This window comes from Pseudomonas sp. RW407 (genome assembly GCF_003176655.1).
Taxonomy (GTDB): Bacteria; Pseudomonadota; Gammaproteobacteria; order Pseudomonadales; family Pseudomonadaceae; genus Pseudomonas; species Pseudomonas delhiensis.
The window spans coordinates 511,466-530,266 of record NZ_QGSL01000106.1 but is presented as its reverse complement, the minus strand read 5'-3'; the positions used below and the strand labels follow the sequence as shown (position 1 = coordinate 530,266).

Below are 18,801 nucleotides of genomic sequence, written 5' to 3'. Positions count from 1 at the left end.
TTGGTACGAGCCGTCCGCCTCCAACGTAGGATTTTCCCACCCCGCCCACGGCCCTAGTGTCCTTCGTGCAGCCGCACGCCGACCAAGGCCACCCTCCCCACCGAGCGATTCCGCACCTGGCCCAGGCGCGGCGGAGCGATTCGGCCGCGCCGCCCCACAACGCCAACAAGAACCAGGAAGCACCGCCATGCCCAGACGCCACCCCTTCGGCCCGAGCGCCCTCGCCCTGCTCGTGGCCCATGCCGCCGGCCTCGCCCTGCCCGCCCGGGCCGCAGACGGCACCGAGCCCCTGTCGCTGGGGCAGACCGAGGTGATCAGCAGCCTGCCGCTGCCCTCCCAGGGCGTTTCCCGCGACCAGATCGCCGCGCCGGTACAGACCTTCACCGGCGCGGACCTGCAGAAGAGCCAGGCGCTGGACCTGGCCGACTACCTCAAGCGGCGGAGCGCCGGGGTCTACGTCAACGAGATCCAGAACAACCCGCTGCAGCCGGACATCAACTACCGCGGCTTCACCGCCTCGCCGCTGCTCGGCACGCCCCAGGGGCTGTCGCTGTACCTCGATGGCGTGCGCATGAACCAGCCCTTCGGCGACGTCGTCAGTTGGGACCTGATCCCCGACAACGCCATCGCCAGCGCCCAGCTGATGCCCGGCAGCAACCCGCTGTTCGGCCTGAACACCCTGGGCGGCGCGCTCGCGGTGCAGACCAGGAACGGCCGCGACAACCCCGGCGGCGCCGTCCAGGCCACCCTGGGCTCCTACGGGCGCAAGATCGGCGAAGCCGAGTACGGCGGCAGCGAAGGGCAATGGGACTGGTTCTTCGCCGCCACCCACTTCGAGGAGGACGGCTGGCGCGAGCATTCCGACTCCGACGCGCAGAACCTCTTCGGCAAGCTCGGCTGGCAGGGCGAGGCCACCGACCTGAAGCTGACCTACAGCTTCGCCGACACCGACCTCAACGGTAACGGCATGGTGCCCGAGAGCTTCCTGCGCCGCGACCGCGACAGCGTGTACACCTACCCGGACAACACGCAGAACACCGCCAGCTTCCTCAACCTGCAGTGGAACCACGACTACAGCGACGACCTGAGCGCCTCCGGCAACCTCTACTACCGCCATATCGATACCGACACCTTCAACGGCGACATCAACGACGAGTCCCTGCCCGAGGGCATCGGCGAGCCCGGCCAGAACATCCTGCCGGCGGCCGGCGGCTACACCACCGCGGCGAACCTGGCGGCCTGCGTCGCGCAGTTCGAGCCGGGCGGCGAACCCGGCGAGAAATGCACCGGGATGATCAACCGCACCCGCACCACGCAGAGCAACATCGGCCTGTTCGAGCAGTTCTCGCTGCGCAACCGGCTGTTCGGCAAGGACAACCTGCTGTCCCTGGGCGGCGGCTTCGACTACAGCCAGGTACGCTTCCGGCAGTCGGCCGAGTACGGCGCGCTCACCGCCGACCGCGGCATCGTCGGCACGGGCGTGTACGCCGAAGCCGGCAACGCCTTCAACCTGGACGGCGAGCTGGACGACCGGGCCGCGCGCCTGAAGGGCAACACCCGCACCTGGAGCCTCTACGGCAGCGACACCCTGAGCCTGGCCCCGACGCTCGACCTCACGCTGTCCGGGCGCTACAACGCCATCTCGGTGCGCAACCACGACCAGCTCTCCCACTACGAACTCGACGGCGACGCCCTGGGCGACAGCGTCGACGAGAACGCCTCGCTCAGCGGCAAGCACAGCTTCAACCGCTTCAACCCGGCCGTCGGCCTGACCTTCCACCCGACCCGCAGCCTGACCGCCTATGCCGGCTACAGCGAAGGCAGCCGGGCCCCGACCACCATCGAGCTGGGCTGCGCCAACCCGGAATCGCCCTGCCGCCTGCCCAACTCCATGGCCGGCGATCCACCGCTGGAACAGGTGGTGACGCGGACCTGGGAAGCCGGCCTGCGCGGCCTGATCGGCGACAACGTGCAATGGAACGCCGGGCTGTTCAGCGCGCGCAACAGCAACGACATCATGTTCGTGTCCTCCAGCACCAGCGGCAGCGGCTACTTCGCGAACTTCGGCGAAACCCGCCGGCGCGGCATCGAAACCGGTATCTCCGGGAGCTGGGGCGACTGGGCGCTGGCCGCCAACTACACCTTCGTCGACGCCACCTACCGCTCGGGCGAGACCTTCCTGGGCGAGGCCAACAGCAGCGCGGACGACGGCAACATCAGCGTGAAGTCCGGCGACCGCATTCCGCTGGTGCCGCGCAACATCCTCAAGCTGTCGGCCGACTACGCGGTGACCGAGCGCCTGAGCATCGGCGCCGACGCCATCAGCGTCTCCGGCTCCTACGTACGCGGCAACGAGAACAATGACCATCAGAGCGGCGGCCTGTACCAGGGCGGTGGCGAGATCGGCGGCTACACCCTGTTCAACCTCAACGGCGCCTACCAGCTCACCCCGGCATGGCGCATCTTCGCCCAGGTCGACAACCTGTTCGACCGCGAGTACGCCACCGCCGGCATGCTCGGCGCCAACCCGTTCGACGCCAATGGCGTGATGCGCACTGACGGCGCCGCCGGCAACGGCACGGTCAACGGCAGGCGCAGCAACTCCGTGGGTGAAACCTTCGTCGCCCCGGGGGCGCCGCGCACCGCCTGGCTGGGCGTGCGCTGGGCGTTCCTCTGAGCCGCGCTGAATGCACCCAAGAAAGAACGCCGCTTCCTGATGGGGAAACGGCGTTTTCGTGGGAGGTTGGCTCGGCGTAGCGCTCCGGGTGCTCGGATGTTGCTCCGGCGCTATCCGCCGAATCGCGGACAGAGTCCGCTCCTACGCTTACAGGGAGGCACGGGCGTAGGAGCGGACTTTGTCCGCGATTGGACTCACCGACCACGCCGGACACTCCCGCGGCACGGCCGACGGCGGATAACCGCGAACGGTTATTCGCCCTACGCGGGAATGACATACGGTTCCAGGCAAGCACGGGTGTAGGAGCGGGCCCTGCCCGCGAATCGCGCGCAGGGCGCGCTCCTACAGGTGGGGCAGCGGTGGTTGGGGTAGGAGGACCTTGTCCGCGATTGGATTCACCGGCCACGCCGGACACTCCCGCGGCACGGCCGACGGCGGATAACCGCGAACGGTTATCCGCCTTGCCTACCCCTACCCGCCGGTCATTCGTCCAGCTTGAAGGTGATGAAGCTGGCACGGCCCTGGCGCAGAACGCGCATGGACACCGACTTGCCCTTGGGCAGCGCCTTGGCGATCTCGGAGAAGGCCTTGGCGGATTCCACCGTGCGGTTGTTCAGGTGGGTGATGACGTCGCCCGGACGCAGGCCGATCATCGCCGCCGGACCGTCCTGGACGTCCTTGATCACCACGCCGCCCTTGATGTCCAGCGACTTGCGCTGCTCGGCGGTGAGGTCGGCGACGGTCACGCCCATGCGGTTGCTGCTGCGCTCGGCGCCCTGCCCTTCGACGGCGGCGACTTCCTCGTCCTCGTCCGGCAGGTTGCCGATGGTCATGTTCAGGGTCTTGCGCGAGCCATCGCGGAATACGTCCAGGGCCGCCTTGTCGCCCGGCTTCATGCCGCCGACCAGGTGCGGCAGGTCGGCCGACTCGTTGATGGTCTGGCCGTTCAGGCTGAGGATCACGTCGCCGACCTGCAGGCCGCCCTTGGCCGCCGGGCCGTCCTGCACCAGCTGGGCCACCAGGGCGCCGGCCGGCTTGTCCAGGCCGAGGGATTCGGCGAGGTCCTTGCTGACTTCCTGGATCACCACGCCCAGCCAGCCGCGGCTGACCTTGCCGCCTTTCTTCAGCTGGTCGGCCACGTTCATGGCGACGTCGATCGGGATGGCGAAGGACAGGCCCATGAAGCCGCCGGAGCGGGTGAAGATCTGCGAGTTGATGCCAACCACCTCGCCCTGCAGGTTCAGCAGCGGGCCGCCGGAGTTGCCCGGGTTGATGGCCACGTCGGTCTGGATGAAGGGCACGTAGTTCTCGTTGGGCAGGCTGCGGCCCTTGGCGCTGACGATACCGGCGGTCACCGAATGGTCGAAGCCGAAGGGCGAGCCGATGGCCAGCACCCACTCGCCCACCTTCAGCTTGTCCGAATCGCCCAGCTTGAGGGTCGGCAGGCCCTTGGCGTCGATCTTCAGCAGGGCCACGTCGCTGCGCGGGTCGGCGCCGATCAGCTTGGCCTTGTGCTCGCTGCGGTCGGACAGGCGCACGACGATCTCGTCGGCGTCGGCGACCACGTGGTTGTTGGTGAGCACATAGCCATCATCGGAAATGATGAACCCCGAACCCAGGGACTGTGCCTCGCGCTGCGCCCCACGCGGCGGGCGCTGGCCACGCGGCATGCTGCGCTCGATGAAGTCGCGGAACATCGGCGGCAGGCCTTCCAGGTCGGGCATCTGCCCGCTGGCGACCTGGTCCGGCACTTTCTGGGTGGTACTGATGTTCACTACGGCCGGCGAAGCCTTCTCCACCAGCGGGGTGAAATCCGGCAATTCGGCGCGGGCGACCACCGACAGGCTCAAGGCCAGCAGGGCGACCATCGCGGCCATACTGCGTTTCAGGGTTTGCATGGACTACTGCTCCCGTATTCAAAGGGAAGTGGACTTAGGCGGGGCCCTCGGCCCCTGTGACCAGCGTACGCAACACAACCGGCTGCAACGCCGGGTCATCCGAATGGCGCCGGGCGTGGCGCCGTACCCACAGCCAGGTCGCCAGGAAACCCGCGAGGCCGGCCAGGATCAACCAGGGCTCGGCGAGGCCGGCGCACCACGCCAGCAGCGTAGCGGCGAACAGGCCGAGCAGGGGGAATAGATAGAACATCAGGGCGCATTTCAACAAGAGGTCCTCGCGCACGCCGAGCACCACCTCGTCACCTACCCCGAGCGGGAAATCAGAAAGGGCGCGGACTTCGCCGCGCCCCGTGGTGGAGCCCAATTGCTGCAGCAACCCCTGGCCGCATCCGGCTTTGGCGCTACAGGCCGAGCAGGTGCTCTGGCGCAGCGTCTGGACCCGCACCGCTGCGGTTTCGACGCCGATCACCCGCCCCCGCTCTTCGATCACTGCGCGGCGGCTCCCTGGGCGGGCGCCTGCGGCCGCACCGACATGGCGATGCGTTCGGCGGTCCCCGTGGGGATCTCGCCGACAACGGTGACCATCATGCCGCCATCCTCGGTACTGAGGCGCTTGGACACCACCGAGGTCGGGCCCAGCTGGGTGCGCGCGTCGTCGATCCTGGCGCCGTGCAGCGGCTCGATGAAGATCGAGAAACGCGCCAGGCCGTCGCCGTAGTCCATGCTGACGACCCGATCATCCGATACCGGGCTGCGGCGCTCGTAGGTGTTGTTGAGGGTGAAGCCCGGCGGCACCCATTCCGAGCGCCAGCTGCTGGCCACCGGGGCGTCCGGCTTGCCGGCGGGGACCGCCTGGCAGGCGTCGGAGGGCTGCAGGCCACCGTCGTCCGGCGCCGCGGTGCTGAACTGGGTGAACTGCAGGCGCTCCAGCGCCTGGCCCTTCTCGTTGAGCAGCAGCGACTTCAGCGGCAAGCCGGTTTCCTGGTCCAGGTGCAGCTCGAAGCCGTAGCGGTACTGGTCGCGGGGGATCAGCCCGATCACCGTGGCCTCGCGCCCGGCGATGCGGGACTGGCCGACCACGCGGATGTCGTACCAGGAGCCGAGGTCGCCCGAGGCCAGCTTGCGCACCGGCCACAATTGCCCGGCGCCCAGTTGCCCGGCCATGCCGCCGGCGATGCACTGGGTCACGCCATCGAGCTTGACCACTTCCTGGCGCGGGCCATCGAGTTGCAGCCAATGCTCGCGCACCGAGCCGTCGGGCTCGACCAGACGCCAGACTTCATGGGTGGAGAAGATGCCGTTGCGCTCGTAGACGAAGGTGCCCTGGAAGCTTTGTCGCTGCTGGCCCTCGGTCAGCCGCTTGACCCACGCCTGGACGTCGGCGGCCTGTACCGGCATTGCCAGCAGACCGCCCAGGAAAAACAACAGGAAAGTGGCGCGCATGACGCTCCTTAACGGGTTTCAGCGACTTTCCAGGCTGGCGGCTCGCGCGTAAGGCAGGGCGCTGTCGGTACCGTTCACCGCCGACTGCTGGGCATGCTGGCGGAGATACCCCGGAAGACGCTGTTCATGCCAGGTGGTGGGGCTGCCCGAACCACCAGTGATGACCTGCGGTGCATCCTCGTCCTGGTTGTAGCCGGCCAGTACCGCCGGGCCCTGCACCTGCGGCAGGGTGATCTGCGGCGTGGCGCCTTGCTGGGCCAGGCTCGGAGCAACGCTATCATTTTGATGGTATAGACGAACACCCGCCAGGACGGCCAGTGTCACCGAAGCGGCGACCGCCACGCGCCCGACGTTGCGCCACGGATTGCGCCGCGGCTGGGCCGGGGCGGCCTCCTCGGCCAGCGCCGCCGATACCGCCGCGGCGATATCCAGCTTGGGCAGTACCGGCTCGCGGTGCATCACCGACCGGGCCAGTTGATAGCGCGACCAGGTGGCACGCATTTCCGCATCTTCACCGCAGGCTGCGAGTACCCGGCGCAGTTCGAGTTCGTCCGCTTCGTTATCCATCAGTGCGGACAGCGACTCCTGCAGGGCTTCACGACTCATGGCGTACCTCTCTTGGCTGTTCCGCCGTATTCAGGGCTGTTCATCATGCAGCAACGGCTGCAAGGCTTTGTCTATCGCTTCCCGCGCACGGAAGATCCGTGAGCGGACCGTACCCACCGGGCATTGCATCACGGTGGCGATATCCTCGTAGCTCAATCCCTCGAATTCACGCAGGGTCAATGCCGTGCGCAGGTCCTCTGGCAGTTGCTGGATGGTGCGATGGACCGTTTCCTCGATCTCGTCCCGCAACATTGCCCGTTCCGGCGATTCGATGTCCTTCAGGGCGTGGTCGCCATCGAAGAACTCCGCATCCTCGGCTGTCACATCGCTGTCCGGAGGCCGCCGACCGCGCGCCACCAGGTGGTTCTTCGCGGTATTGATGGCGATCCGGTACAGCCAGGTATAGAAGGCACTGTCACCGCGGAAGTTGCCCAAGGCGCGATAGGCCTTGATGAAAGCTTCCTGCGCAACGTCCTGGGCTTCCTGGGCGTCGTGCACGAACCGCACGATCAGCCCGAGAATCTTGTGCTGGTACTTCAGCACCAGCAGATCGAAAGCCCGTTTGTCTCCGCGCTGTACCCGTTCAACCAGTTGCTGATCCTGTTCCTGGGTTAGCATGCATACTCCTCAACAAGCCCGGAGGAGCTGCGAGCACCCTGCAGAATCGCTCTGCCAAGATAGACTCGGATGTCTTGCAAAAGTTCTCCCCTCCAAGCGTACGCCGCACAGTTTTTTTGTCGCTTTGCCGCGACCCGGCCGGACCCATTGTCCAAGCCCTTGAAAATCCACTGCAATCGGCGAACAACCACTGCCTTCTCGCCCTTCGGGAACTCCGTTGGAAGAAGGCTTCGGACATTCACCGTTAGAACCGGAAAGACTGAAATAGTTCCGCCTGCCGCCCCTGGCGCATGAACGCCGGGGCTTGCGCCAGAAATACGGCGGCAGGCACAGGGCCGCTATTGTGCCGATCCCCCCTTCTATATACTAGGCCGCCACCAATCGGAATCCGGGCATGAGCGAGCACTTTCATCACGACGTCCTAGTGATCGGCAGCGGGGCCGCAGGCCTCAGCCTGGCCCTGACGCTGCCGCAGCACCTGCGCATCGCCGTGCTGAGCAAGGGGGAGCTGTCCCAGGGCTCGACCTTCTGGGCCCAGGGCGGCGTCGCCGCGGTGCTGGACGACACCGACACCGTCGAGTCCCACGTGCAGGACACCCTGGACGCCGGCGCCGGCCTCTGCCGCGAAGACGCCGTGCGCTTCACCGTCGAGCACAGCCGCGAGGCCATCCAGTGGCTGATCGACCAGGGCGTGCCCTTCACCCGCGACAACGAGGCCGGCCGCGAGGACAGCGGCTTCGAATTCCATCTCACCCGCGAGGGCGGCCACAGCCACCGGCGCATCATCCACGCCGCCGACGCCACCGGCGCCGCCATCTTCAACACCTTGCTGGAACAGGCCCGGCAGCGCCCGAACATCGAGCTGCTGGCGCAGCGGGTGGCGGTCGACCTGATCACCGAACGCAAGCTCGGGCTGCCCGGCCAGCGCTGCCTCGGCGCCTACGTGCTGAACCGCGACAGCGGCGAGGTGGACACCTTCTCGGCGCGCTTCACCGTGCTCGCCTGCGGCGGCGCCAGCAAGGTCTACCTCTATACCAGCAACCCGGACGGCAACTCCGGCGACGGCATCGCCATGGCCTGGCGCGCCGGCTGCCGCGTCGGCAACCTGGAGTTCAACCAGTTCCACCCCACCTGCCTGTACCACCCGCAGGCCAAGAGCTTCCTCATCACCGAGGCGCTGCGCGGCGAAGGCGCCTACCTGCGCCTGCCCAGCGGCGAGCGCTTCATGAAGCGCTTCGACCCGCGCGCCGAACTGGCCCCGCGGGACATAGTCGCGCGCGCCATCGACCACGAGATGAAGCGCCTGGGCGTGGACTGCGTGTACCTGGACATCAGCCACAAGCCGGCCGAGTTCATCAAGGAACACTTCCCCACGGTGTACGAGCGCTGCCTGACCTTCGGCATCGACATCACCCGCGAGCCCATCCCGGTGGTGCCGGCCGCCCACTACACCTGCGGCGGCGTGCTGGTGGACGAGCACGGCCACACCGACGTGCCGCACCTCTACGCCATCGGCGAGACCAGCTTCACCGGCCTGCACGGCGCCAACCGCATGGCCAGCAACTCGCTGCTGGAATGCTTCGTCTACGCCCGCTCCGCCGCCGCCGACATCCAGGCGCGCCTGGAAAGCACGCCGGCCACCCCGGCGCTGCCGAGCTGGGATGCCAGCCAGGTCACCGACTCGGACGAGGACGTGATCATCGCGCACAACTGGGACGAACTGCGGCGCTTCATGTGGGACTACGTCGGCATCGTGCGCACCAACAAGCGCCTGCAGCGCGCCCAGCACCGGGTGCAGATGCTGCTCAGCGAGATCGACGAGTTCTACAGCAACTACAAGGTCAGCCGCGACCTGATCGAGCTGCGCAACCTGGCCGTGGTCGCCGACCTGATCATCCGCTCGGCCATGCAGCGCCACGAAAGCCGCGGCCTGCACTACACCCTGGACTACCCGGGGCTGCTTCCCGAGGCGCGCGACACCCTCCTCAGCCCCCGCTAGAGCGCCCCGCCCGCCACCGCGGGCGGCCTTCGCAGCGGCCAGCCGGCAGCCCCGACAACCCCGCGAGACCGCCATGAAACCGACCGACCGCCAGCGCGCCATCCTCGACCTCGTTCGCCACCGCGACACCAGCGTGGAAGAACTGGGCGCCGCCCTGGGCGTTTCGGAAGCCACCGTGCGCCGCGACCTCAGCCTGCTGGCCCGGCAGCGGCGGTTGGTGCGGACCCACGGCGGGGCCACCGCGCTGATCGGCACCCACGAGCCGGAAGCGACCCTGGAGCAGCGCAACGCCAGCCACCGCGAGGAAAAGATGGCGATCGCCCGGGCCGCGGCCGCGCACATCCGCGAGGGCGACAGCATCTTCCTCGACAGCGGCACCACCTGCGCGGCGCTGGCGGCGCACCTGCGCGCGCTGCAGGACGTGCACGTGATCACCAACAACCTGCTGGCGGTCAGCGCGCTGGCCAATGCGCCGGGGGTGCGGATCACCCTGATCGGCGGCGACCTGCGCAGCACTGGCATGAGCACCTTCGGCCCGCTGGCGGAACTGTCGCTGAGCCGGCTGAGCTTCGACCGCGCCTTCCTCGGCGCCGACGGCGTCGTCGCCGAGCTGGGCCTCTGCGAAGCCAGCGCCCAGCAGGCCTACCTCAAGGAATGCGTGATCAAGCGGGCCGCCGAGGTGTACATACTGGCCGACGCCGAGAAGCTGGGGCGCGCGCGCCAGCAGCACTGGACGCCGCTGGAGCGGGAATGGCGCCTGATCACCTCGGCGCCGGACGACAGGACGCTCGAACCCTTCCGCCTGCTCGCCACGGCCACCGTCGAACTGGCCCCCGTCACCGGCGCCTGAACCAGCCCGCCCGCCGAGGCGGGCCCCTCCCTCTTCGCCCCCCGCAGTCCACCAGCCCTCTTCCCTTGATCGAAATGCGCAAACTCATGATTGACTTGCGCAGTTCTTGTCCTTTAAATCGCATCTTGATGATCGATTCGATCAAATGCATGAGCGTTTCGATCAAACCCTCCCATAACAAGTCGAACAAGAACGAACAGGTACCTGCCCATGATCCAGATCCCGATCAAGCGCACGATCGAGCGCATCCCCGGCGGCATGATGATCGTCCCGCTGCTGCTCGGTTCGCTGGTGGCCACCTTCGCGCCGGACACGCCGAAATTCTTCGGTTCCTTCACCAACGCCCTGTTCACCGGCGCGCTGCCCATACTCGCGGTGTTCTACGTCTGCATGGGCGCGAGCATCAACGTGCGCACCACGCCCTACCTGCTGAAGAAGGGCGGCGCGCTCTTCGCCACCAAGGTCGGCACGGCGATGCTCCTGGGCATCCTGCTCGGCCAGTTCCTGGGGGAACAGCCCATCTCGGCCGGGTTCTTCGCCGGCCTGTCCACATTGGCCGTGGTGGCGGCGATGAACGACACCAACGGCGGCCTGTACATGGCGCTGATGGGGCAGTACGGCCGCCCCGAGGACGTCGGCGCCTACTCGGTGATGTCGCTGGAGTCCGGCCCTTTCCTGACCATGCTCACCCTGGGCGTCGCCGGGCTGTCGGCCTTCCCCTGGCCGACCTTGCTGGGGGCGATACTGCCGCTGCTGCTGGGCATTCTCATTGGCAACCTGGACCGCGAGATGCGCGAATTCCTCGGCAAGGCGGTACCGGTGCTGATCCCCTTCTTCGCCCTCGCCCTGGGCGCCAGCCTGGACCTGCACAAGGTCTGGCAGGCCGGCGTGCTCGGCCTTCTGATGGGCGTGGCGGTGGTGGTGCTGACCGGCATCCCGCTGTACTTCGCCGACCGCCTGACCGGTGGCACCGGCGTCGCCGGCGCCGCGGCGGCCACCACGGCGGGCAATGCCGCGGCGGTGCCGGCCCTGGTCGCCGCCGCCAACCCGGTCTACGCCCCGGCCGCCGCCAGCGCCACCATGCTCGTCGCCTCCTGCGTGGTGGTCACCGCCATCCTCACGCCCATTCTCGTCTCGACCCTCGCCAAGCGCGTCAGGCAGCGGGCCGAAAGCGCCGGGCAGCGCGCCTCGATGGCGCCGGAGTCGCCCCGATGAACATGCTGATCATCGCCGACGACCTGTCCGGCGCGGCGGACTGCGCCGTAGGGTTCGCCAGCCTGGGCTGGCCGACCCTGGTGATGCTCGATGCCCGGCCGACGCAGGCGCAGGTCCAGGTCATCGCCGTGGATACCGACAGCCGCCGCCTGGACGCGGCACAGGCCGCGCAGCGCAGCGTCGCGGCCTTCCATGCCCTGGCAAGGCCATGCCAGCGGCTCTACAAGAAGATCGACTCGACCCTGCGCGGCAACTGGGCCGCGGAAGTCGCCGCGCTGCATCCCCTGGCGGGCCTGGCGCTGGTCGCCCCGGCCTTTCCGGAAATGGGCCGCACGGTGCGCGACGGCCAGGTGCGGGTGCACGGCGCGCCGCTGGAAAGCACCGACACTTGGCGCCTGGAGCATGCCGATGCGCCGGCCGACATGGCCAGGATGCTCGGCGACGCCGGGCTGCGCGTGGAACACTGCGCCCTGGAGCAGTTGCGCCAGTCGGCCGGGCAAGTGCCCCGGCTCATCCAGTCGGCCCAGGAGCGCGGCGTCCAGGCCCTGATCTTCGACGCCGAGACACCCGAGGACCTGCGCCTGCTGGCCCGGGAAACCGCGCAGCCGGAGCTGCGGGCGTTCTGGGTCGGCTCCGGGGGCCTGGCAAGGCAGATAAGGGAAGTGCCGCCGCCCTCCTCTACTCCGGTGGTCCCGAGCAAGACCGAGCCTGCCCCCTCGCAATTGGCGACCGTGGTACTGGCCGGCAGCCTTTCCACCGTCGCCGACCGCCAATGCGAGGAGCTGCAACGGCGCAGCGACATCCTCCCGCTCAGCCTGCCACCGGCGGTGCTGCGCCAGGGCAGCGACCACCCCGCCTGGCCGGAGTGGCAGGCGCAGGTGGGCGCGCTGCTCGAACAAGGCCTGGACCTGCTGCTGCGCATCGGCCGCGACGAACAACCCGACCCCGCCGAAGGCGCCCTGCTCTCGGCCAACCTCGCCGCCCTGCTGAAGCCGCACTTCCACCGCGTCGGCGGCCTGGTCGCCACCGGTGGCGAAACGGCGCGGGCGATGCTCGGCGCGGTCGGCATCGACGGCCTGCAGCTGGTCGGCGAGATCGAGGCCGGCAGCGTCCTCAGCCACCCCCTGGCCCCGGCGGGCGGCCACCGCCCCGGCATCGTCACCAAGGCCGGCGCCTTCGGCAGCCCCGAAGCCCTCTATCGCGCGTGGCGCCACCTGCACGACGCGCAACAGTCCCCCTCCTGAATTCAGAGTGTCCCACCCATGAACAACTATCTTCCCGTAATCGGCATCACCATGGGCGACGCAGCCGGCGTCGGACCGGAGATCATCGTCAAGAGCCTGGCCAGCGCCGGGCTTCACCGATTCTGCCGCCCCCTGGTGATCGGCGATGCGCAGCGTCTGGAGAAGGCCGACCGGCTGCTCGGCGGGCTGGCCCGGGTACGGCGCATCGAGGATGCCGACGACGCCCGCTTCGAGCCGGGCGTGATCGACTGCATCGACCTCGGCCTCATTCCCGACGACCTGCCGTTCGGCGTGCTGTCCCCCGTGGCGGGGGATGCGGCCTACCAGTTCATCGCCCGCGCCGTGGACCTGGCCAAGGCCGGGAAGATCGACGCCATCTGCACCGCCCCGCTGAACAAGGAAGCCCTGCATGCCGGCGGCCACAAGTTCCCCGGCCACACCGAGCTGCTCGCCCACCTGACGAATGTCGACGAGGTCTCGATGATGCTGGTGGCTCCCAAGCTGCGGGTCATCCACGTCACCACCCACATCGGCATCATCGACGCCATACGCCGCATCGAGCCCGGCCTGGTGCAGCGTACCATCGAGCGCGGCCACGAGACGCTGGTGCGCTCCGGCATCCCCCGGCCGCGCATTGGCGTCTGCGGCATCAACCCCCACGCCGGGGAAAACGGCCTGTTCGGCTACGGCGAGGAGGAAGAGAAGATCATTCCCGCCGTCAGCCTGCTGCAGGCGCGGGGGCTGGACGTCACCGGCCCGTTGCCGGCCGACACCCTGTTCTACCGCGCCGGCCGCGGCGACTTCGACCTGGTGGTGGCCATGTACCACGACCAGGGGCACGGCCCGGTGAAGGTGCTCGGGCTGGAAGCCGGGGTGAACGTCACGGTCGGCCTGGACGTGGTGCGCACCTCGGTGGACCACGGGACCGCCTTCGACATCGCCGGCAAGGGGCTCGCCGACGAACGCAGCCTGCTGGAGGCGCTGCGCCAGGGCGCGGAACTGGCGAACAGGCCGCGCTGAGGCTAGCGCGGCGGCGCCCAGCGGCCGCGGCTGAAGCGCAGCCGCACGCGCAGGCGGCGGTGGGCCTCCGCCGCCAGGCTGTCGGGCGGCAGGCACAGGCCGCGGCCCAGGCGGCTACCCGGCAGGTGGAAACGCAGCACGATCAGCGCCGGCAGCGCGAGGCTGTCGGCGCGCAGTTGCACCGCCTGCCAGCCGCCGGCCGGGCTCCACAACTGCCAGCCGTCGGCGTCGTGGCGCAGGGCGCGGTAGGCATGGCGGCTACGCAGCAGGACCTGGCGCGGCAGCACCCACAGGGCGTGGCCCAGGCAGAGCAGCAGGCCCAGGGCCTGCCAGAAGGCGGAAAGGGCGGCCAGGCTCAGCGCCGCCACGGCGAGCGCCAGGCTCGCCAGGTAGGCCGCCAGCAGCCGTCGGGACGGCCGCCAGCGGCATTCGAAGGCCTCAATCCGGTTGGACACGGGCCAGGATCATGCGCACGATGTGGCGCAGGTCGGCGTCTTCCGGCTCGCCGCGCTGCATGAACCAGCCGAACATGTCCTGGTCCTCGCACTCGAGCAGCTTGCGGAAACGCGCCTGGTTCTCGGCGTCCAGGCCCGGGTAGACCTCCTGCACGAAAGGCACCAGCAGCACGTCCAGCTCCAGCATGCCGCGGCGGCTGTGCCAGAAGAGTCGTTTCAGTTCGATTTCGTCGGTCATTCTGCGGGTCCTCGGCGCTACATCGGAAACCCCACGGTGCGGCGCCTGCCGGATTCCGTGAAGCGAGCGGCATTATACGCATGCCCTCGCCCGGCGGCACCCGCTGACAAGCGCGGGCCCCGGCTCTATCATGACAAGCCTAACTTTCTTCCAGCGACCCGCAATGGCCGATTCCGCGTTCTACACCGCCCTGACCCACGAAGGAGTCCTCGCCGTCCGTGGCGTGGACGCCGCCAAGTTCCTGCAGGGCCAGCTGACCTGCAACCTCAACTACCTCGACGCCAGCACCTCGAGCCTGGGCGGCCGCTGCACGCCCAAGGGGCGCATGACTTCCAGCTTCCGCATCGTCGCCGAGGGCGACGGCTACCTGCTGGCGCTGGCCGCCGAGCTGCTGGAAGGGCAACTGGCGGAGCTGAAGAAATACGCCGTGTTCTCCAAGGCCAGCCTGGGCGACGCCAGCGCCGACTGGGTCCGCTTCGGCCTTAGCGGCGGCGAAGCCGTGCTCGCCGGCCTCGGCCTGGACCTGCCCGCCGAGGCCGACCGCGTAGCGCGCAACGGCGACCTACTGGCGATCAGCCTTGGCCATGGCCGCGCCGAACTCTGGGTACCGGCCCCGCGCACCGGCGAAGTGCGCGAGGCACTGGACGCCGGCCTGGGCGAAGGCAGCCTCAACGACTGGCTGCTGGGCCAGGTGCGCGCCGGCGTCGGCCAGGTCTTCGGCGCCACCCGCGAGCTGTTCATCCCGCAGATGATCAACCTGCAGGCGGTCGGCGGCGTGAGCTTCAGGAAAGGCTGCTACACCGGCCAGGAAATCGTCGCGCGCATGCAGTACCTCGGCCGCCTCAAGCGCCGCCTGCACCGCCTGGCGCTGGACGCCGCCGAGCTGCCCGAGCCGGGCGCCGAGCTGTTCTCGCCGGTGCACGGCAGCAGTGTCGGCGAAGTGGTACTGGCCGCCCGTGCCGCCGAAGGCATCGAGCTGCTGGCGGTGCTGCAGGACGACGCCGTGGCCGACGGCCGCGTGCGCCTTGGCCAGGCCGAGGACGGCCCGACCCTGCGCCTGCTGACGCTGCCCTACGTGCTGGACAGCGACCGCGAGATCCAGCGCTGACCGAATCGCCTGCCGGGTGGGGAGCCCGGCGTCCCTCAAGGAAACGCCATGAGCAAGCTTGCCGAAAAAGTACAACAGGAACTGCTGCGGGCCATCGACAACGACGAACTGGTGCTGCCCACCCTGCCCGAGGTGGCGCTGCGGGTCCGCGAGGCGGCGGAGGACCCGGACGTCAGCATCCATGACCTGGCCCGGGTGATCGGCAACGACGCCGCGCTCACCGCGCGCATCATCAAGGTGGTGAACAGCCCGCTGCTGCGCACCAACAAGGAAATCACCGACCTGCAGATGGCCATCGGCCGCCTGGGCATCAACTACACCAGCAACCTGGCCACGGGCCTGGCCATGGAGCAGATGTTCCAGGCCACCTCCGACGTGGTCGACCGCAAGATGCGCGAGGTGTGGAACAAGAGCGTCGAGGTCGCCGGCATCTGCCACGCGCTGTGCCGCCACTACACCCGGCTGATGCCCGACCAGGCGACCCTTGCCGGCCTGGTGCACCAGATCGGCGTGCTGCCGATCCTCACCTACGCCGAGGAGAATGGCGAGTTGCTGGCCGACTCCATCAGCCTCAACCATGTGATCGAGCGCATCCACCCGGTCATCGGCGACCGCATCCTCAAGGCCTGGGAATTCCCCGCGCCCATCGCCGAAGTGCCCGGCCACTACCTGGACTTCACCCGCGACTCCGTCAAGGCCGACTACGTGGACATCGTCCAGGTCGCCACCCTGCAGAGCTACCTGGGCAGCCAGCACCCCTTCACCGAGCTGGACTGGAGCAGCATCCCGTCCTTCGCCAAGCTGGGCATCGACCCCCAGGCCAACCTCAACGAGGACGAGGACCTGTCGGCGGCCATGGAAGCGGCGATGGGGATGTTGCAGTAACGGGCCGGCAGAGGCCTTCCCACGCGGCACGGCGTTTCCCTTGTAGGAGCGCGCCCTGCGCGCGAAATCGCAGACGGAGTCCGCTCCTACGACCGTGCTTCCCTGGACCTGTAGGAGCGGACTTTGTCCGCGATAGCCGGGCTCTCCGGCGCGATTCGCGGATGAGATCCGCTCCTACGCCACCCCACCGCACCATCCCCCTGTAGGAGCGCGCCCTGCGCGCGAAATCGCGGGCAGGGCCCGCTCCTACAGATTGCTATGAGGCATGGCATTCCTCCCCGTAGGGCGCATAACGCCTACAGCGTTATCCGCCATTCCGGTGTTCCAGCCAACGATGGGGCCTAGACGGCCTGCTGCTCTTCGGCGGGAAAACTCACCCGCACCAGCAACCCGCCCAACTCGCCATGGGCCAGTTCGATGCGCGCCCGGTGCGCGGCGCAGATCTCGCCGACGATCGCCAGGCCCAGCCCGGTGCCCTCCTGGCGCTTGCGGTAGAAGCGGCCGAAGACCTTGTCGCGCTCCTCCGCCGGGATGCCCGGGCCGTCGTCCTCGACCTCCAGCACGCCCGGCGGGCCGACGCGGATCACCACGTTGCCGGCGGCATGGGCCAGGGCGTTGCCCACCAGGTTGTCGAGCAGTTCGTGGAGCAGCGTCGGGTCGCCCTTGATCCACACCGGCCGCTCGGCCTCCAGGGCCAGGGCCACGCCGCGCGCGTGGGCCAGCGGCGCCAGCACCATGCCCTGCTCCCGCGCCAGGCTCCCCAGCTCGATGGCCTCGCCACCGCCCTCGGCGATGGCCCGCGCGCCGCTTTCCACCCGCGCCAGCGACAGCAACTGGTTGGCCAGCCCGGTGACGCGGTCGGTGTACTGCACCGCCTCTTCCAGGGTCTCGCGCCAGCGCCGTGGCTCCTGCTCGCGCAGGCCCAGCTCCAGCCGCGCCTTGAGCGCCGCCAGCGGCGTGCGCAATTCGTGGGAGGCTTCGGCGATGAACTGCGACTGGCGCTCGAACAGGCTACGCAGGCGCACGGTGAAATGGTTCAGCGCCGCCACCAGCGGGCGCAGTTCGCGCTGCACCGCCACCTGCGGCAAGGGCCGCAGGTCGTCCGCCTGGCGCTCCTCCACGGCCGCGCGCAGGCGGTCGAGGGGGCGCAGGCCGGCACTCACCGCGTACCAGACCATGACCAGCGCGGCCAGCGCCGACAACGCCAGGTTCAGCAGGGTGTCGGCGAGCAGCTCGCGGGCCAGGCGCTCGCGCGCGCCGAGGGTCTCGGCCACGCGGATCTCGGCCATGCCGTTGACCGTCGGCTGGCTGACCGGCTGCAGCAGGCTGACCACGCGCACGCCCTGGCCCTGGTATTCGCTGTCGTAGAAGCGCGCCAGCGCCGGGTAGTCGTCGGTGCGCGGGGTGCCGGAGGGCGGCGCTGGCAGGTTCTCGTAGCCGGAGATGGACTGCCCGCGGGTGTCGATCACCTGGTAGAAGATGCGCCCGGCGCTGTCGTAGGCGAAGCTGTCCAGGGCCACGTAGGGCACGTTGGCGCGCAGCATGCCGTCGCTGTCGTAGAGGCCGTCGGCGATGTCCCGCGCCGAGGCCAGCAGGGTGCGGTCGTAGGCGATGTCCGAGGCGTGGCGGGCACGCTGGTAGGTGGTCAGGCTGCCCAGCAGCAACAGCACCAGCAGCAGCCCACCCAGGCGCCAGAGCAGGCGCCAGCGCAGGCTGCCGGAACCGGGCAGGGCCAGGCGCCGTGGCGCCTCAGGCATCGACCGCCTCGAGCAGATAGCCCAGGCCACGGAAGGTGACGATGCGCACCGCTCCGCCTTCCAGCTTCTTGCGCAGGCGGTGCACGTAGATCTCGATGGCGTCGGCGCTGGCGTCCTGGTCCAGGCCGAACACCTGGGCGGCCAGCTGTTCCTTGCTCAGCACCCGCCCTGGGCGGGCGATCAGCGCTTCCAGCACGGCCTGCTCGCGGGAGGTCAGGGTCAAGGGCTCGCCGGCCAGGCTGAAACGCCGCGCGCCCAGATCGTAGACCAGCTCGCCGCAGCGCTGCTGCTGTTCGCCGCCGAGCACGCTGCGCCGCAACAGGGCCTTCACCCGCGCCTCCAGCTCGCTCAGCTCGAAGGGCTTGGCCAGGTAGTCGTCGGCGCCGAGGTTCAGGCCATGGACGCGGTCCTTGACCTCGCCGCGGGCGGTCAGCATCAGCACCGGCAGGGTCTTGCCGCGGCCGCGCAGGCGCGCCAGCACCTCGAAGCCGTCCAGCCGCGGCAGGCCGACGTCGAGAATGGCCAAGGCGTACTCCTCGCTGGCCAGGGCCAGGTCGGCAGCCACCCCGTCGCGCAGCAGGTCGACCGTCCAGCCCGCGCCCTTGAGCGCCTGCTGCACGCTGTCGCCCAGTTGCGGATGGTCTTCGACCAGAAGGATGCGCACGGCGGTCTTCCTCGTTCGGCAGGGGTTGGAACGCGCAGTGTAACCGCATGTGATCACCTGTGAACGGCTGAAAGCCTGGTGAAAGGCAGCGGCGCTAGGATCGGCCCCCAGACGACGAAGATCG

Annotated in this window: 17 protein-coding genes; 8 read left to right on the top strand and 9 right to left on the bottom strand. The window is 69.0% G+C overall.

The window, feature by feature from the left end; translation table 11 throughout:
- The first annotated feature begins 187 nt into the window (after nucleotides 1-187).
- Nucleotides 188-2,677: a TonB-dependent receptor gene (locus DK254_RS19230; RefSeq protein ID WP_109935789.1), complete on the top strand. Its 2,490-nt coding sequence runs from the start codon at nucleotides 188-190 to the stop codon at nucleotides 2,675-2,677.
- Between the two features lie 482 nt (nucleotides 2,678-3,159).
- Here the strand turns inward: DK254_RS19230 and DK254_RS19225 are convergent, their stop codons facing one another.
- Genes DK254_RS19225 through rpoE form a run of 5 tightly spaced genes read right to left on the bottom strand, consistent with a single transcriptional unit; the run spans nucleotide 3,160 to nucleotide 7,242 of the window.
- Complete coding sequence (locus tag DK254_RS19225) at nucleotides 3,160-4,575, bottom strand: DegQ family serine endoprotease (protein ID WP_089391467.1); 1,416 nt, start codon at nucleotides 4,573-4,575, stop codon at nucleotides 3,160-3,162.
- A 34-nt stretch (nucleotides 4,576-4,609) separates the two neighbouring features.
- Nucleotides 4,610-5,065, bottom strand: a complete 456-nt coding sequence (locus tag DK254_RS19220) for a SoxR reducing system RseC family protein (protein WP_109935048.1) — start codon at nucleotides 5,063-5,065, stop codon at nucleotides 4,610-4,612.
- Nucleotides 5,062-6,018: a MucB/RseB C-terminal domain-containing protein gene (locus DK254_RS19215; protein ID WP_109935047.1), complete on the bottom strand. Its 957-nt coding sequence runs from the start codon at nucleotides 6,016-6,018 to the stop codon at nucleotides 5,062-5,064. The genes DK254_RS19220 and DK254_RS19215 overlap by 4 nt, the downstream gene beginning before the upstream one ends.
- An 18-nt stretch (nucleotides 6,019-6,036) precedes the next feature.
- Nucleotides 6,037-6,624, bottom strand: a complete 588-nt coding sequence (locus tag DK254_RS19210; RefSeq protein ID WP_089391464.1) for a sigma-E factor negative regulatory protein — start codon at nucleotides 6,622-6,624, stop codon at nucleotides 6,037-6,039.
- Between the two features lie 30 nt (nucleotides 6,625-6,654).
- Nucleotides 6,655-7,242 (bottom strand): RNA polymerase sigma factor RpoE, encoded by a 588-nt coding sequence (gene rpoE, locus DK254_RS19205; RefSeq protein WP_009616435.1) that lies wholly within the window; start codon nucleotides 7,240-7,242, stop codon nucleotides 6,655-6,657.
- Nucleotides 7,243-7,636: 394 nt separating this feature from the next.
- On the opposite strand from rpoE, the gene nadB reads away from it, so the two are divergent.
- From nadB to pdxA, 5 genes are all read left to right on the top strand, one after another.
- The gene (gene nadB, locus DK254_RS19200; protein WP_089391463.1) at nucleotides 7,637-9,241 is read left to right on the top strand and encodes an L-aspartate oxidase; all 1,605 of its coding nucleotides are present in this window, start codon (nucleotides 7,637-7,639) and stop codon (nucleotides 9,239-9,241) included.
- 73 nt (nucleotides 9,242-9,314) lie between these two features.
- Nucleotides 9,315-10,091, top strand: a complete 777-nt coding sequence (locus tag DK254_RS19195) for a DeoR/GlpR family DNA-binding transcription regulator (protein WP_109935046.1) — start codon at nucleotides 9,315-9,317, stop codon at nucleotides 10,089-10,091.
- A gap of 210 nt (nucleotides 10,092-10,301) precedes the next feature.
- On the top strand, nucleotides 10,302-11,306 hold the full coding sequence (locus tag DK254_RS19190; RefSeq protein ID WP_089391461.1) for a 2-keto-3-deoxygluconate permease: 1,005 nt from the start codon (nucleotides 10,302-10,304) through the stop codon (nucleotides 11,304-11,306).
- Nucleotides 11,303-12,550: a four-carbon acid sugar kinase family protein gene (locus tag DK254_RS19185; protein ID WP_109935045.1), complete on the top strand. Its 1,248-nt coding sequence runs from the start codon at nucleotides 11,303-11,305 to the stop codon at nucleotides 12,548-12,550. The genes DK254_RS19190 and DK254_RS19185 overlap by 4 nt, the downstream gene beginning before the upstream one ends.
- Nucleotides 12,551-12,568: 18 nt before the next feature.
- The gene (gene pdxA / locus DK254_RS19180) at nucleotides 12,569-13,570 is read left to right on the top strand and encodes a 4-hydroxythreonine-4-phosphate dehydrogenase PdxA (protein WP_109935044.1); all 1,002 of its coding nucleotides are present in this window, start codon (nucleotides 12,569-12,571) and stop codon (nucleotides 13,568-13,570) included.
- 2 nt (nucleotides 13,571-13,572) lie between these two features.
- Here pdxA and DK254_RS19175 read toward each other — a convergent pair whose 3' ends face one another.
- Nucleotides 13,573-14,025 carry a protein YgfX gene (locus DK254_RS19175; RefSeq protein WP_089391458.1) on the bottom strand — a complete coding sequence of 151 codons (453 nt, stop codon included), beginning with the start codon at nucleotides 14,023-14,025 and terminating at the stop codon, nucleotides 13,573-13,575.
- A complete protein-coding gene (locus DK254_RS19170) occupies nucleotides 14,009-14,263 on the bottom strand; it encodes a succinate dehydrogenase assembly factor 2 (RefSeq protein WP_089391457.1) in 255 nt (84 codons plus the stop codon). Before DK254_RS19170 ends, DK254_RS19175 begins: the two co-directional genes overlap by 17 nt.
- A gap of 163 nt (nucleotides 14,264-14,426) precedes the next feature.
- On the opposite strand from DK254_RS19170, the gene DK254_RS19165 reads away from it, so the two are divergent.
- Nucleotides 14,427-15,371, top strand: a complete 945-nt coding sequence (locus DK254_RS19165; protein ID WP_109935043.1) for a folate-binding protein YgfZ — start codon at nucleotides 14,427-14,429, stop codon at nucleotides 15,369-15,371.
- Nucleotides 15,372-15,419: 48 nt separating this feature from the next.
- Nucleotides 15,420-16,256, top strand: a complete 837-nt coding sequence (locus tag DK254_RS19160; protein ID WP_109935042.1) for an HDOD domain-containing protein — start codon at nucleotides 15,420-15,422, stop codon at nucleotides 16,254-16,256.
- Between the two features lie 341 nt (nucleotides 16,257-16,597).
- On the opposite strand, the gene DK254_RS19155 is transcribed toward DK254_RS19160, so the two are convergent.
- Together DK254_RS19155 and DK254_RS19150 are read right to left on the bottom strand one after the other, a co-directional pair.
- Nucleotides 16,598-18,013, bottom strand: coding sequence for a sensor histidine kinase (locus DK254_RS19155; RefSeq protein ID WP_371921164.1), 1,416 nt, complete (start codon nucleotides 18,011-18,013; stop codon nucleotides 16,598-16,600).
- A complete protein-coding gene (locus tag DK254_RS19150; RefSeq protein ID WP_089391454.1) occupies nucleotides 18,006-18,677 on the bottom strand; it encodes a response regulator in 672 nt (223 codons plus the stop codon). Before DK254_RS19150 ends, DK254_RS19155 begins: the two co-directional genes overlap by 8 nt.
- Nucleotides 18,678-18,801: the final 124 nt, after the last annotated feature.